At 56.6% G+C, this 17,589-nt stretch carries 14 protein-coding genes; 5 read left to right on the top strand and 9 right to left on the bottom strand.

What is annotated here, in order from left to right:
• The first annotated feature begins 191 nt into the window (after positions 1–191).
• The 5 genes from F8562_RS03635 to F8562_RS03615 all read left to right on the top strand — a co-directional run bounded on the left by F8562_RS03635 (position 192) and on the right by F8562_RS03615 (position 7,324).
• A complete protein-coding gene (locus F8562_RS03635; RefSeq protein WP_042933928.1) occupies positions 192–1,202 on the top strand; it encodes a LacI family DNA-binding transcriptional regulator in 1,011 nt (336 codons plus the stop codon).
• Between the two features lie 70 nt (positions 1,203–1,272).
• Entirely contained in the window at positions 1,273–2,694 is a 1,422-nt protein-coding gene (locus F8562_RS03630) for a glycoside-pentoside-hexuronide (GPH):cation symporter (protein WP_014837032.1), read from the top strand.
• Positions 2,678–4,366 carry a glycoside hydrolase family 32 protein gene (locus F8562_RS03625; RefSeq protein ID WP_014837033.1) on the top strand — a complete coding sequence of 563 codons (1,689 nt, stop codon included), beginning with the start codon at positions 2,678–2,680 and terminating at the stop codon, positions 4,364–4,366. Before F8562_RS03630 ends, F8562_RS03625 begins: the two co-directional genes overlap by 17 nt.
• Before the next feature lie 59 nt (positions 4,367–4,425).
• Positions 4,426–5,787, top strand: a complete 1,362-nt coding sequence (locus F8562_RS03620; RefSeq protein ID WP_014837034.1) for a NosD domain-containing protein — start codon at positions 4,426–4,428, stop codon at positions 5,785–5,787.
• A gap of 157 nt (positions 5,788–5,944) precedes the next feature.
• Positions 5,945–7,324: a carbohydrate porin gene (locus F8562_RS03615; RefSeq protein WP_042933929.1), complete on the top strand. Its 1,380-nt coding sequence runs from the start codon at positions 5,945–5,947 to the stop codon at positions 7,322–7,324.
• A 47-nt stretch (positions 7,325–7,371) separates the two neighbouring features.
• Here F8562_RS03615 and rhaM read toward each other — a convergent pair whose 3' ends face one another.
• The 9 genes from rhaM to rhaB form a co-directional block, all read right to left on the bottom strand.
• Positions 7,372–7,686 carry an L-rhamnose mutarotase gene (gene rhaM / locus F8562_RS03610; protein ID WP_014227413.1) on the bottom strand — a complete coding sequence of 105 codons (315 nt, stop codon included), beginning with the start codon at positions 7,684–7,686 and terminating at the stop codon, positions 7,372–7,374.
• Positions 7,683–8,831, bottom strand: coding sequence for a lactaldehyde reductase (gene fucO, locus F8562_RS03605; protein WP_014837036.1), 1,149 nt, complete (start codon positions 8,829–8,831; stop codon positions 7,683–7,685). The genes rhaM and fucO overlap by 4 nt, the downstream gene beginning before the upstream one ends.
• Before the next feature lie 115 nt (positions 8,832–8,946).
• The gene (locus F8562_RS03600; protein WP_014227415.1) at positions 8,947–9,951 is read right to left on the bottom strand and encodes an ABC transporter permease; all 1,005 of its coding nucleotides are present in this window, start codon (positions 9,949–9,951) and stop codon (positions 8,947–8,949) included.
• The gene (locus F8562_RS03595) at positions 9,948–10,952 is read right to left on the bottom strand and encodes an ABC transporter permease (RefSeq protein ID WP_094909526.1); all 1,005 of its coding nucleotides are present in this window, start codon (positions 10,950–10,952) and stop codon (positions 9,948–9,950) included. Before F8562_RS03595 ends, F8562_RS03600 begins: the two co-directional genes overlap by 4 nt.
• On the bottom strand, positions 10,952–12,463 hold the full coding sequence (locus F8562_RS03590; protein WP_014837038.1) for a sugar ABC transporter ATP-binding protein: 1,512 nt from the start codon (positions 12,461–12,463) through the stop codon (positions 10,952–10,954). Before F8562_RS03590 ends, F8562_RS03595 begins: the two co-directional genes overlap by 1 nt.
• Before the next feature lie 144 nt (positions 12,464–12,607).
• The gene (gene rhaS / locus F8562_RS03585; RefSeq protein WP_004127197.1) at positions 12,608–13,594 is read right to left on the bottom strand and encodes a rhamnose ABC transporter substrate-binding protein; all 987 of its coding nucleotides are present in this window, start codon (positions 13,592–13,594) and stop codon (positions 12,608–12,610) included.
• Between the two features lie 81 nt (positions 13,595–13,675).
• The gene (rhaD, locus tag F8562_RS03580) at positions 13,676–14,506 is read right to left on the bottom strand and encodes a rhamnulose-1-phosphate aldolase (protein WP_014837039.1); all 831 of its coding nucleotides are present in this window, start codon (positions 14,504–14,506) and stop codon (positions 13,676–13,678) included.
• 137 nt (positions 14,507–14,643) lie between these two features.
• A complete protein-coding gene (gene rhaA, locus F8562_RS03575; protein WP_014837041.1) occupies positions 14,644–15,903 on the bottom strand; it encodes an L-rhamnose isomerase in 1,260 nt (419 codons plus the stop codon).
• Complete coding sequence (gene rhaB / locus F8562_RS03570; protein ID WP_014837042.1) at positions 15,900–17,366, bottom strand: rhamnulokinase; 1,467 nt, start codon at positions 17,364–17,366, stop codon at positions 15,900–15,902. The genes rhaA and rhaB overlap by 4 nt, the downstream gene beginning before the upstream one ends.
• Positions 17,367–17,589: the final 223 nt, after the last annotated feature.

The raw sequence follows: 17,589 nt of genomic DNA, 5'->3' as shown, positions 1-17,589 counted from the left end.
TTCTGCTTTCCTGTTGATGGTGCTCGTAATATATTCTCGCCTGGTTTTAATAAAAACCCATAATAGGGCTATGAAATTGCGAAGGCTAAACGTGATTCCATGTAACAAAGCAACATGTGAACTGGCTTACATTTTCAACCGCGCTCGCCATTTATAGTGAGCGCCAGTGTTAGGGGGCGTATTCAATCATCATGGCATCCATTAAAGACGTAGCGAAAAGAGCGGGGGTCTCGACGGCGACCGTATCGCGAGTGCTCAACAATCATCCCAGCGTCGTGCCGGAAACGCGGCAGGCGGTGCGTGATGCGATGGATTACCTCTGCTATGTCCCCAGCAAGAGTTCGTTTCAGCTTAGCGGGAAATGTTCAGGGCTGATTGGTGTGGTTTTGCCTAATCTGGTGAATCCTCACTTCTGCGAACTGTTGGCGACGGTAGAAGAAGAGGCCCGGTATATCGGCAAATCGGTGATCGTTAAAACGCATCAGAACCAGCCGCAGCAGGATAAACATATTATTCAGACCTTAGTGGGGATGGGCATTGACAGCTTGCTATGGGTGCCGACAGAAGCTGAAGCCGAACTTTCAGAATGGTTAAGCATTACCCGGATCCCGGTTGCCGTTGTCACCCAGGTGTCCCGGTTCTTTAATTCCGTATCGATTAACCAGGATCGGGGGGCGGAAAGTATTGCGGAACATTTTATTCATACGGGCCATCTTTCATTTGGCTTTGTTGCCCAGGAAGGGGTGGATAGCCGCAAGGTCTCGTCGTACAGCAAAAAAATAGCGAGTCACGGTTTAAAGCTTGCGAAAGATAATTCGTTCTGGATAGCCAAAGGCGAGGGTGAAAAGATATCAGGCCATATTAGTATTCTTGATGATATTATCGAGAAACTCAGCGAGCCGACGCGAACCTGTACATGTCTGTTAGTGTATAACGACATTGCGGCAAACTATATTATCGATGGGCTAAAAGAAAAGAACATCTCCGTTCCTGAAGATATTGCGATTGCCAGCTTTGATAATACCCTGCTGGCGCAAACTAAAAAAATCACCAGCGTTGCACAGCCGGTAAATGAAATTGCTCACCTCGCGTTTCAGATGGTGAAACATCAACAGCAGCCGGACAGTATTGAAATGCACGAAATTGTCTCGCGGTTAATTATCCGTGAGAGCAGCGTAAAAATTAATATTACTTCCCTGTAAGGGATTTATGTTTAGAAATGGCGCGACAATTTGCGCCATGGGCTCCTTTTAACAAAAAATAGGTATATTTATGTCTGCTACCGCAATGGAAAAGCCAAGCGCTTATGAAAAGCTGGGGCTGAGGGAGAAGATCGGCTACGGCATGGGTGACGCTGGTTCAGGAATGATATGGAGCGTACTGGCGCTCTATCTGACGTGGTTTTATACCGATGTATATGGCCTGAACGCCGGGGTGGTGGGCACATTATTCCTGGTTATCCGCATCTTTGACGCTTTTAGCGATCCGCTGATGGGGGCCATCTGCGACCGCACCGTCTCGCGCTGGGGTAAATTCCGCCCATGGTTATTATGGATGGCGTTTCCGTTTGGTCTGGGCGCGGTACTGATGTTCACGACCCCAGAGCTCAGCATGAACGGCAAGATTATCTATGCCTGGGTTACCTATCTGGTCATGTCGCTGATTTATACCGCGATTAATATTCCCTATTGCTCGGTCGGCGGCGTCATTACGCTCAATCAGAAAGAGCGCATGGGCTGCCTGTCGTGGCGCTTTTTCCTTAATGGCCTGGCAACATTAATTATCTCCTCCTCTATTCTGCCGTTAACGGACTGGCTGGGTAACGGCGATCGCGCGTCCGGTTTCCAGCTAACCATGATCATTATGGGCGGTGCGGCAACGCTGATGTTCCTGTTCTGCTTTTCCAGCATTAAAGAGCGGGTGGTGTCGGTTAAGCAAAACGAGTCGTTGAAGAAAGACCTGCGGGATATTATCAAAAACGATCAGTGGCTCTTGATGATCACTATTACCTTCCTGAACGTTTTCCCGGCATTTATCCGCGGCGGCGTCACTATCTATTATGCTACTTACGTCATGAAAGAGTCGGTCGGATTTATTACCTTCTTTATGGCGCTGGGCGTGGCCTGTAATATGCTGGGCAGCGTGCTTGCCAAACCACTGACCGATCGCTTTGATAAGCTGGCGCTGTTCCGCATTATTAATATTATTCTCGGCATTCTCTCATTTGCGCTGTGGTTTGTTGATCCGCAATCCCTGACCCCGCTGATGACGCTATTCATCATTATTAACGTTCTGCATTTAATTCAGTCTGGCCCCATTTTGTGGGCGATGATGTCCGATGTCGATGACTACGGTGACTGGAAATTTGGTAAACGCCTGACCGGCATCTCCTTCGCGGGAAACCTGTTTATGCTCAAAATGGGGCTGGCGGTCGCCGGCGCTATCGTCGCCTGGATTCTGGCGTTTACCGGCTATGTCGCGAATGAGCCGCAGCAAAATTCGCAGACCATTCAAGGCATTATCATGATGTTTTCACTGCTGCCGATGGTGAGTTATTTCATCAGCGCGTATCTGGTGCGCTACTTCAAGCTGAATAACGCGTTCCTTGAGAAAATCAAAACGGATCTTGCAAAACGTGAGCTGGAAAAAGGTCGCGGTCAACCACAGGAGGTTCAGGATGTCCCTGTCATTTAATATTAAACAAGGTCAGCGCATTGATTTGTGGCTGAAAGCGTCCGAACCGGCGGCGCAACCCCTGTTTTCTATTCGCGTGAACGGTCAGGTTGTATTTAAGATTCAGGAGGCGCCGCGCTACTTCCAGTATTTTACCTGGACCTCGTTTCAGGACGGCGTTGCCACCCTGGAGTGGCTGCCGGAATATAGCGAGATATCGCTTTGTTACACCTGGCATCCGGATTCACTGCGCGCGCGCGGCGTCACCTTTATCGCGACAGCCGGGCAGGATTTGCGCCTGATGAGCGGTCAGGATATTGCTGACGAGTATCTGCGGGAGCCGCTGCGCCCGGCATTGCATTTCTCGCCGCGTACCGGCTGGATGAACGATCCTAACGGGCTGCACTATAAGAACGGCGAGTGGCATCTGTTTTACCAGTATCATCCGCACTCCAGCCAATGGGGCCCCATGCACTGGAATCATGCGGTGAGCCGCGATCTGTATCACTGGCGGCATTATCCGGTTTTCCTCCAGCCGGAGCAGAATCTTTCCGCGCTGGGCGCGACGGGCGGCGCGTTTTCCGGCAGCGCGTATATTGATAAACAAGGAAAAACCCGCTTCTGGTATACCGAACGGCTCCCGGCTTACGATCTGTATCGCGGCTACCGGGAAGTGCAGAAAATGGCCGTTGCGCACGACGACTACGATAAGCCGGAATGGGTGAAAACCGTCTTAACCGACCTGCCTGCGGGCGTGGACTGCGATTTCCGCGATCCAAAAGTGTGGTACGAAGAGGCCGATGCCACCTTTTATATGATCCTCGGCGCCTCGGTAAACGGCGATCCGGCGATGCTGCTATTTCACTCTGCGGATAGTGAACGCTGGACGTTCCATCATGTGCTGTATGTCGCTCCCGGCTATTTTCGCGAAAACGGCGGTCGCTGCGTCGAATGCCCGGATTTCTTCTGCCTGGATGGCGTATGGGTATTAATTATCGGCGTCGTTGGCTACAAGGAGCCGACAACCGGGCGGCATAATTTGCTTTTTGCCCAGACCGGTACTTTCCGGAACGGCTATTTCACGCCGTCCGAGCAGCCGCTACAGACTTTAGATTTCGGTACGGATTTCTACGCCCTGCAAACCTGGGGCGAGGACGACCGAAGAATCGGCTTTGCCTGGTTATATAACTGGGCGACCCAGAAACCGGTGGATTCCGCTTACTCGGGGGAAATGTCGCTCCCGCGTCGCTTTCATCTCAATGCGCAGCAGCGGCTATGCATGATGCCGGAGCTGCCGCCGGAATCATTGGTCGTCAGCCGCCATGCGCTGGATGACGGTGATATCTGGGTTAATGAGAAAGGCTGTAAAGCCGGCATTGTAACCTTTATGCCTGCCGGTGGTTTCCGTTTGACGTTAACGGGCGATAGCGGCCAGCAAATCATCCTCGAACAGGAGGGTAAAAATCTGACGCTATATGAAAAAGGCCGGGACGATGGGCGTTACCGCGCGCCGGTGCCCAGCGTCAGCGACGTCACGCTGTGTTTTGATGCCGGGATTGTTGAGGTCTTCGCAAATCAGGGCAGCGTATGCGGTACGCGACGCTATTACTCATGCAGTCAGCTCACCCGGATCCAGCTCTCCGGCGCGCCGGCACAGCTTACGCAATATCGCTCGACGTATTCGCAGGAATAAGCAAAGTCAAATTTAAGCGTTGATGTTCGATTTCTTATTATCATTAGAGGCGGTTTTTCATGGTACGTAAAAATTATTATGATGTTACGCAGTGGCACGTCGGCAACCCGTATGAGGATATTGGCGAAGTCATTAACAGTATTCTCGCCGATATTAAATCGCGACAAACGGAAACCGATATTAACGACGGGGGTAAACCGGGCGCCGCGATTTATATTCCGCCCGGCGATTATCATCTGAAGACGCAGGTCTTAATTGATATCAGTTATTTAAAAATTATGGGTTCCGGGCATGGTTTTGTCTCCTCGAGCATTCGCTTTAATACGCCGGCGGACGAGTGGGCGAATTTGCACGATATATGGCCGGGCGGGAGCCGTATTCTGGTCGATCTCTGCCCGCAGCCCGGCGATGATGAACACGCTGGCGCTGCATTTTACGTGAAACGCAGCGGGGCGCCGCGTATCAGTTCGGTGGCGTTCGAAAACTTCTGTATTGATGGTTTGCACTTTGTTGATGATGGGCTGGGAAACAACGACCCGGAAAATAGCTATACGAACGGCAAAACCGGGATTTATATCGCCAGCGCGCAGGATGCTTTCCGCATTACCGGGATGGGATTTATCTATCTGGAGCATGGCCTCACCACGTACAATAGCGATGCAATGGCGATCCATAATAACTTTATCGCCGAATGCGGTAACTGTATCGAGCTGCGTGGCGCCGGGCAGGCTTCAAAAATAACCGATAACCTGATTGGCGCGGGCTATAAAGGCTATTCTATTTATGCCGAAAATTTTGGTGGGCTATTAATTTCTACCAACAATATCTTCCCGCGCGGCGCAAGCAGCGTTCACTTATCGGGCGTGGTCCGCTCTAGCATCACCAGCAATCGATTCCATTCATTTTATCCGGGAATGCTCGTTCTCGAGAACAACTGTGCGGAGAATCTGATCTCAGCAAACCATTTCTTGCGCGATCGTGAACCCTGGCCGCCGATGCAGGCCTATGACAACGGCCTGGATGATGCCTATGGCTTGCTGCATATAAACGGCAGTAATAATTCGGTTATTGCCAATCATATTTCCGAAACGATTGATGTCCAGTATCTCAAGCCGCAGGGAATAAAACCGGTCATCATCCGCCTTGTTTCCGGCAAAGGGAATTATATTGCGAATAACCATATCGTGGCGACCACGGAGACTTCAGCGGCGCAGGCGCAGCCCTCCGAAGAGGATGCCTGCTTTGCGGCGCAGGTCAGCGCTTTGCTGACGACGGCCAGGTTAAAAGAACTCGATGCGGTCGCCGTGCAGGTAGAAAAAGAATCCGCGCAAAACACGATACTTGATAGCGGCAGTGACGCACAGGTGGTCATAGACCGAGCGCGTAATGCCTTCAGGGCGACACCGGTTGCTGGAAATTAATATTCACTCTGTTTGTTAATCCGTATAGCGAATGACGTTATTTAAGGAGGCAGATTACACTTTATTTCATTCATTCTTCTGCTAAATAAAAATCAAAATATAAAAGGTGAATATTTTTATTCACCTTATCCCACCTTTTACCTCTGGGAAAATAAAAATGAATAAAACAACATTATCAATAGCGCTAGGCTTGTGTTTAATGACGGGATCGGCGGTCGGAAAAAATAATCAACTGACGCTGGAACAACGAATGGAACAGCTTGAAGCGCGGCTAGCCGCCGCGGAAAGCCGGGCGACGGTAGCGGAAGGCCAGGTGCGGGATTTACAGGCGAAGCAGAATGCCGCGATTCAGGCGGCGCAAACCCGTGTGCCGGTAAACAGCGCGGCAGCAACCGCGGAGAGTAAAAAGAATCTTAGCGTCCCGGAGCTGAAATTATCCGGCTATGGCGATCTGAAAATCTACGGCGACGTGGAGTTCAACATGGACGCGGAAAGCAAACACGGCCTGCTGGCGATGACCAACGCCGATGTTGGCAGCGATCCCACCTACGATAAGTGGGATTTAAACGGCCGTATCCTGCTCGGCTTCGACGGTATCCGCAAAACGGATAACGGCTATTTTGCCGGTTTCTCTGTCCAGCCGCTGGCGGATATGACCGGCTCGATGAACCTCGACGACGCGGTTTTCTTCTTTGGTCAGGAGAACGACTGGAAGGTGAAAGTGGGGCGCTTTGAAGCGTACGACATGTTCCCGCTGAATCAGGACACCTTCGTCGAGCACTCCGGTAATACCGCCAACGACCTCTACAGCGACGGCCATGGCTATATCTATATGATGAAAGAGGGTCGCGGCCGCTCTGACGCAGGCGGCAACTTCCTGCTGAGCAAGCAGCTTGATAACTGGTATTTTGAGCTCAACACCCTGCTGGAAGACGGTACGTCGCTGTACGACAACGATGGCTATCATGGTCGCGATATGGAGCAGAAAAAGAACGTCGCCTATTTGCGCCCGGTGGTGTCATGGGCGAAAGACGAATTTTCCGTTGCCGCGGCCATGGAAGCGAACGTGGTGCAGAACGCCTACGGCTATAAAGATGCCCAGGGCAACTTTATCGATCAGTCGGGGCGCACCGGCTATGGCCTGACCATGACCTGGAACGGCCTGAAGCGCGACCCGGAGGACGGGGTGGTGGTGAATCTGAATACCGCTTATATGGACGCCAGCAACGAACAGGATTTTACCGCCGGGGTGAACGCGCTGTGGCGGCGCTTCGAGCTGGGATATATCTACGCGCATAACAAAATCAGCGATTATGCCGGGGTGATTTGCGAGAACGACTGCTGGATTAAGGATGAAGGCACCTACAATATTCATACCTTCCACGCGTCGTATCAAATTCCGAACGTGATGAATATGCAGAACTTTAATATCTATCTCGGCGCCTATTACTCCATTCTCGACAGCGACGAGAAGCTGAGCCAGGGGGATGATGACGATCGCTACGGCGCGCGGGTGCGCTTTAAGTACTTCTTCTAAGCGCTTGAAACGGCTGCCCCGCTCAGCACAACGGGGCAGCCATAGTTTTACTCCAGATAAAACACCTCTTTAAGCTCCGCGCTTACCGGACTGTTGTCCGGATTGGCAGGCATCACATCGCGCATATGCTGCCACCAGCGCTGGCACACCTCGGTCCCGGCGACGGCGTCCCAGCGCGCTTCGGATTCAATCTCCACCGTGGCGAACAGCAGATGGCGCTCTTTATCGAGATAAATCGCGTAGTGGTGCGCGCCGTGGGCTTTCAGCACCGCTTCAAGCTCCGGCCAGATGGGGTTATGACGGCGCTGATACTCTTCATGCGCGTCCGGGTTTACCTGCATCACGAAAGCTTTGCGGATCATAATGCCTCCAGATAGAGTTCGCGGACTTCATCGCGGCTGGCGGTGCGCGGATTGCACGGTGCGCACGGGTCGGCCAGCGCTTTATCCAGCCAGCCTTCAATATCGGCTTTGCTGACGCCAAGCTGGCTGAAGCCTTGCGGAATGCCGACGCGTTTGCTTAGCGCGCGGATGGCGTTGATGGCCTCCATGCTGGCCGCTTCATCGCTCATACCGCGAGTATCGACGCCCATCGCCTGCGCCACGCGCGCGAAGCGGGCAACCGCGTTCGGGCGATTAAAGTTTTCGATGATCGGCAGCAGGATGGCGTTGCACACGCCGTGCGGCAGGTTGTGGGTAGCGCCCGGCTGATGAGCCAGCGCATGCACCAGGCCAAGACCGGCGCTGTTAAACGCCATGCCCGCCAGATACTGGCCAAACGCCATCTGCTCGCGGGCTTCAAGATTGTGTCCGTCGTCCACGGCTTGCGGCAGCCATTGGTTGATCAGGCGAATCGCTTCCAGGGCATTGGCATCGGTCAGCGGGTGCGCGCCAACGGAAACAAAGGCTTCAATGGCGTGGGTCAGCGCGTCCATGCCGGTGGCGGCGGTAATGGACGGCGGGATATCCAGCATCACGCTGGCGTCATCGACGGCGATATCGGGAATGATATTGGGATCGATAATCACCTCTTTTACCTGGCGCTCGGCGTCGATAATAACCGCGTTGCTGGTCATCTCCGCCGCGGTGCCGGCGGTCGTGTTGATGGCCACCAGCGGCACGCCGGCGTTTTTCACTTTGCCGACGCCGGAATAGGCGGTCGATGGCCCCGGGTTGGCGGTGAGGATTTTTATCGCTTTGGCGGTATCAATCGGGCTGCCGCCGCCGAAGGCGATAAGGTAATCACACCCGGCCTCGCGATACGCCGCGTAGCCTTTTTGCACCAGCGCTTCCGTTGGGTTAGGGAACACCTCGTCAAACAGATGGTAAGACATCTGCTGTTCATCCAGGGCGGTAAACAGGCTGTCGAGCAGCCCCAGCTTCACCAGCTGGCCGTCGGTGACGATCAGCGCTTTGCCCCAGCGTTTACCCGCCACCAGCTTGACCATATCGCCGATTGCGCCCGCGCCATGGAGGCTGATTTTGGGCAGTGCCAACATAAAACTCATGATAATTCTCCTTAATGTTGATTTTGGGTAATCCGTTTCCCTTCACCCGCCCCCGGGTCGCGGCTGGCGCCTTACCCGGGCTACACGTACCGGTCAGATTAGGGTGAAGGGGAAATTAAATTCGTCTTCGCTGCATCATCCGCCGGGTAATAATCGGCAGCGAGATCACCACGATCAGCATCGCGCCGATGATGATCGACATCACGATCCCCGGCACGTTGAGCAGGCTCAGGCCAAACGTCACCAGCCCCATCAGGAAGGCGGCGATAATCACCCCCACCATGCTGCCGGAGCCGCCGAGAATATTGACGCCGCCGAGCACCGCCATCGTGACGACCGCCAGCTCCCAGCCCATCGCCAGCGTCGGGCGGGTGCTGCCGAGCCTCGAGGTCAGCAGGACCGCCGCCAGCCCGGCCATCAGCCCGACCAGCGCGAACAGCACCAGATTGTGGCGCTTGACGTTGATTCCGGAGAACCAGGCTCCGGTCGGGTTATTGCCGATGGCGTAGGTCCGGCGGCCAAAGTTGGTTTTATGCAGCAGGAAGGTAAAGGCGGCGGCGAGGAGGATAAACAGCGCGAACTCAAAAGAGAGCGCCCCCCACACGTAGCCCTGGCCGAACCAGGCGAAGCTGTCCGGGTAGTGATTGAGCGCCTTGTCGCCCAGCAGAATGTAGGTTATTCCGCGATACAGGCTCATGGTGCCGATGGTGATCACAATCGACGATAGGTTAAAGCGCGTCACCAGGATACCGTTGAACAGGCCGCACAGCAGCCCCACGCCCAGCCCGACGGCCACCAGCAGCGGCGTATCCATACCCGCCGCCGCGCAGAAGCCCATCGCCGTTGAGCTCAGCGCCATCGTCGAGGCTACCGAAAGGTCGATCTCTCTGGCGATAATCAGCATCGCCATCGGCAGCACGATGATCGCTTTTTCGGTAAAGTTAAACGTGGCGTCCGACAGGTTCCAGATATTAAGGAACCAGGGTGACGCCAGGGCGTTAACCACGAATACCGCCAGGGTTACCGCCAGCAGAAACCCTTCCCAGCACAGCAAGCGGCGCAGCGGCGACGGCGCGGCCGGGGCGCTTTTCATCTCTTCAGACATCATTATTTTGCTCATGATTTCACCGCCTGTTTCTGCCGCGCCAGCGCCGCGTTGCGCAGGATTAATCGTCCGCTAACTTTATTACCGCGTTCGTTAAGCAGCACCGCAATGACGATCACCGCGCCGGAAATGGCCATTTGCCAGAACGGCGAAATGCCAATCACCGGCAGCGCGTTATTGATAACGCCGAGGAACAGCGCGCCGCACAGGCAGCCGAGCACGCGACCGGTTCCGCCCATGGTGCTGATGCCGCCGATGACGCAGGCGGCGACCACCTGCAGTTCAAAACCGTTGGCGACATCGACATAGGCGACGGCGAAGCGCGAGATCCACAGATAGCCGCAGAACCCGGCCAGCGCGCCAGAGAGGCAGAAGCTGACAAACTGCATTTTCCCGGCGTTAATCCCGGTGTAGTACGCCGCCGTCGCGTTGCCGCCCGCGGTGTACAAGGCCCGGCCGGTGCGGCTGTAGCGGAGGAAATAGCCCACCAGCAGCAGCGCGGCGATGGCGCACCAGCTCAGCAGCGGCAGCCCCAGCAGCGAGGCGCGCGGCAGGCCGAGAAAATCGGCGCTCATCTGGTGCGAGTTGACCCAGCCGCCGTTGGAAAGCAGAAAGATAATCCCGCGATAAATACTCATGGTGCCCAGCGTGACCACGATGGCCGGAATGCCGAGCCGCCAGACCAGCAGGCCGTTAATCATCCCCATCAGCAGGCCAAGCAGGGTCGCCAGCGCCAGCAGCGCCGCCACCGGGATACCCGGATAGTGGGCGTTGAGCAGCGCGACGATCATCCCGGTCAGCGCCAGATTGGCGGCCATCGACAGATCGATGCCTTTGGTGAGCAGCACCATCATCTGGCCGAGGGCGAGGACGATCAGAATGGCGGTGTCGTTAAACATCTCCACCAGATTGCCCGGCGAGACGAACGACGGCGCCCGGCTGCCGATAGCGCCGATCAGCAAAACGATCACCGCCGCCAGCAGCGCTTCGCGGTGTTTAAGCAGTTGTTTACCCATTACGCTGCCTCCCGACCGGCGCCGCTGGCGGCGCTGACGATGGTTTCCGCCGTCGCTTCACCGGCGCGATACTCGGCCACCATCAGCCCTTCGTGCATCACGATAATCCGGTCGGCCATGCCCATCACTTCCGGCAGCTCCGAAGAGACCATAATGACCGCCAGCCCCTGGCTGACCAGCTCGGACATAAACTGGTGCACCGCCGCTTTGGAGCCGATATCGATGCCTTTAGTCGGTTCGTCGAGGATAATCACCTCGGGATGGGTCGCCAGCCATTTGCCGATCACCACTTTTTGCTGATTGCCGCCGGAAAGGGTTTCCACCGCCTGCCGCCAGCTAAAGGCCTTAACCTGCAGGCGCGAGGCGTACTCGTCCGCCAGCCGCCATTCGCGGGCGTCGTTAAGCACGCCGCCGGGGTTCAGTTTGCTGAGCTGCGGCAGGCTGATGTTCTGGGCGATCGGCAGGGCGATAATCGCTCCCTGCTTCTGCCGCTCTTCCGGCACGCAGACGATACCGGCGCCGATCGCGTCGGCCGGCTGGCGAAAGCGCATCGGTTTCCCCTTCAGCACGATATCGCCGGAAGAGGGATGCGAGACCCCGGAGAGCGCCTGCATCAGCTCGGTGCGCCCGGCGCCCACCAGCCCGTAAAAGCCAAGGATCTCCCCTTTGCGCAGGCTGAAGCTGATATGGGCGAACTCGGTGGGGTGGCAGAGGTCTTTCACCTCCAGCACCGTTTCCCCTGGGATACAATCGACTTTCGGGTAGGTTTGGGTAATCGCGCGGCCCACCATCATCGCCACCATCCGCTCTTCGGTGATGTCGTTGATCGCACCGGAGCTGACGTACACGCCGTCGCGCAGAATGGTGTAGTAGTCCGCCAGCTCGAAAATCTCATCGAACTTATGCGAGATAAACAGGATCGCTTTGCCGTCCTGCTTCAGGCGCTCAACGATCTGATAGAACTCCAGAATTTCATGCTGCGAGAGCGCGGCGGTCGGCTCATCGAGGATTACCACCTGAGCTTCAAAGGAGAGCGCCCGGGCGATGGCGACCATATGGCGCTGGGCGATACTGAGGGTTTTCAGCGTCGCGCGCGGGTCAATCTGTACCTCGAGGCGGGTGAGAATTTCGCTGGCTTTGCGGTGCATGGCGGGCCAGTCGAGCTTCTTCAGCAGGCCGCGATGCAGATACTGGCCGACAAAGATATTTTCGGTGACCGAGAGTTCGTCGAACAGCACGGTTTCCTGATGAATCGCGGTGATCCCGACCTTATGCGCCGACTCCGGGTTCGGCAGTTGGATAGGGATCGCTTTATAGAGAATCTCGCCCTCTTCGGGCTGATAAATGCCGGTCATCACTTTGACCAGCGTCGATTTCCCCGCGCCGTTTTCGCCGATTAAAGCGGTCACTTTGCCGGGCCAGAGATCGAGCTGTACGTTTTCAAGAGCGCGCACACCGGGAAAAACCTTGGTGATGCCCTTTAGCGACAGCAGTGGGGTGGATGCTGACATGATAGTTCTCTGTAAAATCACCCCTCACCCTAACCCTCTCCCCAAAGGGGCGAAGGAACCGTTCAGTGCTCGCTGGCAGCAGTGCGCAGAGGGCCTGACTTTCTCCCTCTCTTTTTGGAAGAGGGCCGGAGTGAGGAAACAGGGTTAGAAAATTTTCGAGAACTTATCGATGTTGCTCGCATCGTAGACGAACGGTTCGGCCATCGCGCCGCTACCGTCGGCGTCCAGCTTCACTTTGCCCAGCTTGCCCATATTGGCTTCGGTTTTGGTCGCCGTGCCTTTGACTAAATCGTCGGCCAGATACGTGGCGGCGTAGCCGAGGTCAATCGGGTTCCAGATGGCGAAGCTTTTGCTGGCGCCGGACTTAATCGCCCCGGCCATTTCCGACGGCAGCCCCAGCCCGGTGACGTAGACCTTGCCGATTTTGCCCTGATCTTTCACCGCCTGCGCGGCGGCCACGATCCCCACCGACGAAGGCGAAACAATCACTTTCAGGTCAGGATATGACTTCAGCAGGCCCACCGCTTCGCGGTAGCTTTTATCCGACAGATCGTCACCGTAGGCGACGGTCACCAGATTGACGGACGGATACTGCGGCAGCACCTTTTTCATCTCCTCAATCCAGATGTTCTGGTTGGTGGAGGTTGGGGTGGCGCTTAAAATCGCCACATCGCCTTTTTCCACGTTCAGCGCCTTCAGCGCATCGGCGGCGAGCTTAACGTTGGTTTCGCCAATCAAGGCGTTATTGGACGGATTAAGATGGATCTGGCGTCCCGCCGGCGCGACGCCGGAGTCCCAGGAGACCACCTTAATGCCGCGCTGCATCGCTTTTTTCAGTACCGGCACCACGGCGTCGGGATCGTTAGCGGAAATGGCGATCGCATCCACCCCTTGGGCGATCAAACCATTCAGCACTTCGATCTGCGCTTCGGCGGTGGTGGTGGTCGGGCCGGTATAGATCACTTTGACATCGCCTAACTCTTTGGCCGCTTCCTGCGCGCCGACGTTCGCTGCTTCGAAGAATCCATTTCCCAGTGATTTCGCCACGAGGGCGATTTTGACTTCGGCTAAAGCGGAACCGGACAACGCCAGGATGGCAACGGTGAGGATCAAGCTTGTGTTTGTTTTCATTGCTTTTACTCCACATGAGTTAGTTTGTAGGGTTTGCAGGTGATTTTTTCGCCCCGTCTCGGTGAGCGGGGCGCGATGTTGTTATGGATAAAGGTCTAACGCGGACTGCAGGGGGTGAACGTTGAAGCGTTTGCCAAGGGCGACCAGCTCTTCGCGGGTGATGGTTTGTTTCATCCCGCCCATTGAGTAAACTTTCACCAGCACCTCGGCGGATTTCTCAGCGGTATCGATCAGGCCGAAGGTTTCGTCCAGATTGGGGCCGCTGCCGAAAACGCCGTGGAACGGCCACAGCACCAGCGAATGTTTCTGCATCGCCTCGGCGGTGGCCTGGCCGATTTCGTCGGTGCCCGGCACCATCCACGGCAGGATGCCGACGCCGTCCGGGAAGACCACCAGGCATTCGGTACTCCCTTCCCACAGCTTGCGGGTAAACAGATCGCTGTTGTTCTCCAGCACGTAGGTCAGGGCGATCAGATTGGTGGCGTGGCAGTGCATGATCACCCGGTCTTTACCGTTGGTCAGCCGGATGCGCTCGCTGTGCGACAGGAAGTGCGCCGGCAGCTCGGATGTCGGTACCGCATCGTTGGTCAGGCCCCAAAGAATATGGTATCCCGCGCCGTCGCTGTCGACTTTCACCACCCCGAGGTTCGCCGCCGGGTCGAGCTGGACGTTACGGAAGAATTTACCGGAACCGGTGACGATAAACGGCTGGTTAGCCAGCGTCGGCATCGGCTGGCTCAGGGCGATATAGCGCGGTTTGGCGTGGAAATCCGCCGCGTAGGGTTCGATATCCGCTTCGTCGAGGCGCAGCGTCAGGTTGCCGCCGTTGCGCTCGTCCCAGCCTTTCAGCCAGGCGTCAGAAGTGGCTTTAATCATGCCCTGGACGAACCAGGCGTCGATAATGGTCTGCATAGTCTTGTCTTTCCTGTTGATTCGGCGCGGGGTTGGCCCCTCGCCCTGAATATGTGCGAGCCCCCGGATTGCGCCGTAAACGGCTTATCCGGGCTACCGGTTTGTAGCCCGGCCGCGACCCGGGGAACGTCCGGGCTTTACCCGCGCTGGCTCAGAACCGCATTCTCATAAGCGCGTACGTTATCCAGCCACTGGCTGCCTGCCGGCGTATCGTGACGCTGACAGTACATCTCCCAGATGGCCTGCCACGGCAGGCACTTCTGCTCTTCCAGCAGCGCCAGGCGGGCGGTGTAATCGCCGTCGAGCTCCAGCTGACGCAGCTGCCCGGTCGGTTCCAGCAGGGCGCGCAGTAGGGCTTTCTTCATATTGCGGGTACCAATCACCCACGCCGCGATGCGGTTAATCGAAGCGTCGAAGAAATCGAGACCGATATGCACGCGGTCGAACAGATCGTGACGGATGATTTCGCTGGCGATGGCCTGGGTTTCGTCATCCAGCAGCACCACGTGGTCGCTGTCCCAGCGTACCGGACGGCTGACGTGCAGCAGCAGACGCGGGATATAGAGCATGGCGGCGGAGATTTTGTCGGAGATGACCTCCGTCGGGTGGAAGTGGCCGGCATCCAGGCACAGGGCGGTCTGGCGGCTGGTGGCGTAGCCCATATAGAACTCATTGGAGCCGACGGTGTAGCTTTCCGCGCCGATACCGAACAGTTTGCTCTCGACGGCATCAATGTGGTGCGCCGGGTCCAGCTTTTCGCTGATCACTTCATCGAGCGCGTTCAGCAGGCGCTGGCGCGGCGCGAAGCGGTCAACGGTAATATCCTTCATGCCGTCCGGGATCCAGATATTCATTACCGACGGCGTGCCCAGCTGCTCGCCGAAGTAAGCGGAAATACGGCGGCTGGCCTTGCAGTGATCGATCCAGAACTGGCGGATTTCATCGTTGGCGTGCGACAGCGTAAAGCCGTCAGCGCTTAGCGGATGCGAGAAGCAGGAGGGGTTAAAATCGAGCCCCAGCTTGTTGGCTTTCGCCCACTCAACCCAGTTTTTAAAGTGCTCCGGCTTAATTTCATTGCGCGGCACCGGCGCGTCGGATTCGAGATAGAGCGCGTGCAGGTTCAGACGTTTTGGCCCGGGGATCAGGCTCAGCGCCTGCTCAAGGTCGGCGCGCAGCTCGCTGGCGTTACGCGCTTTACCCGGGTAGTTGCCGGTGGCCTGAATACCGCCGGTCAGGCTTCCTTCCGGGTTTTCGAAACCGACGACGTCATCGCCCTGCCAGCAGTGCATGGAAACGGGCAGGCGATCCAGCTGGCGCAAGGCCTCCTCGACGTCCACGCCGACGCTGGCGTAGCGCTGTTTGGCAATTTCCCAGGCTTGTTCAAGTTGAGTGGTCATGCGCAAAGCTCCTTGGTCTGTTGTGGCTGAAACTGCGCGACGAAGCGGGCAATTTCACTTTCAGGATTGGGGGTAAAGGTGGTGAGGGCGTAGTTTTGCCGCACCACCTGACGGAATTCATCGACGTTGTGCAGCTCGTCCAGGGTCATCAGCTGAATGCCGATATTGCCCAGGGTGGAGGCCTCAACCGGGCCGGCGGTCACGGTGATGCCGCAGGCGTCGGCGCACAGCTGGTTGAGCAGTTCGTTCTGGCAGCCGCCGCCGACAATATGCAGCTGGCTGAACGGCTGACCGCGCAGCGCCGCCAGCTCGTTAAGCACCCGGGCATAGAGCAGCGCCAGGCTGTCAAAAATACAGCGCGCCAGCTCGGCGTCGGTATCGGGAACCGGCTGCCCGGCTTCGCGGCAGGCGGCCTGGATTTCCGCGCTCATGTTGTCCGGGTTGATAAAGCGGTCATCGTTGCAGTCAATGACGAAGCGGCAGGCCGGAAGCGCAGCGGTACGCGCGATCAGCGCCGGCAGGTCGCCGACGTTTTGCTCCTTGAGCACCCGCTGCAGCAGCCACAGGCCCATAATATTTTTCAGCACCCGATAGCGGCCTTCGGCACCGCCTTCGTTGGTGATATTGGCCCTTAGCGCCGCATCGCTGGTGCAGGGGGTTTTGCTCTCAAAGCCCATCAGCGACCAGGTGCCGGAAGAGAGATACGCGGCGTTTTTGCTGGCCAGCGGCGAGGCGATAACCGCGCTGGCGGTATCGTGGCTGGCGACGGCGACCACCGGGATGTTATTGCCCTGCGGGCAAATCCAGTGGCCAATAACGTTGCCGGGATGGGTCGGCGTTCCGAACCAGTCGCGCGGCGCGCCGCTCCAGTTCAGCAGATCCTCGTCCCAGCTATCGCTGTTGATGTTGACCAGCTGCGTGGTGGTGGCGTTGGTGTATTCCCAGTTCATGTTGCCGGTCAGGCGGAAGCTAAAGTAGTCCGGGATCAGCAGCGCATGCGCGGCCTGGCTGACCCGCTCCGGCTGCTGTTCAACCAGCGCGCGCAGCTGATAAAGGGTATTAAACGGCAGAAACTGAATACCGCTGCGGCGGTAGATCTCCGCCCGGCCCAGCTGCTCTTCGGCATGGCGCATCAGGCCCTGGGTGCGGGAGTCGCGATAGGAAACCGGCAGGCCGACGCGCTGACCCGCTTTATCCAGCAGGACATAATCCACGCCCCAGGTATCGATGCCGATGCTGTCGATCAGGATGCCCTGTTCGCAGACCTTCTCCAGACCGCGGCGAATTTCCCCTTCCAGGCTATCGAGATCCCAACAGTCGAAGCCATCCACCTTTTGCAGGCTATTGGTAAAACGGTGAATTTCACGCAGCGCCAGCGTTTGCTGGCCGGGCTGATAACCGGCGAGCATCACCCGCCCGCTGGAGGCGCCTAAATCGACGGCGACACAATGACGAAAACTCATGGGAAGATCCTTGTGAAAATCATTGCATGCAGTCTAAAAAAGTCGCGTCGGGCTCACCTTCTTGTTACTGACAGGGAAAATTGGCCGCTGGCAAGAAAGCAAAGGTGACCGTGAGGGAGGTCACAGTTTCGTTTTCTCCGCGCTGGGGTGAGGGATGTGATGTTGTCCGCAGTTCCCGATCTTTCCCGTCATTTCTTGAAAAAGCGGCAGGCTTTACGAATTT

Origin of the sequence: Klebsiella sp. RCJ4, from assembly GCF_009025755.1 — a bacterium.
In the GTDB taxonomy this organism is placed as follows: domain Bacteria; phylum Pseudomonadota; class Gammaproteobacteria; order Enterobacterales; family Enterobacteriaceae; genus Klebsiella; species Klebsiella michiganensis.
The sequence above is the reverse complement of the archived record's forward strand: the minus strand, read 5'-3'. Positions and strand labels throughout refer to the sequence as shown.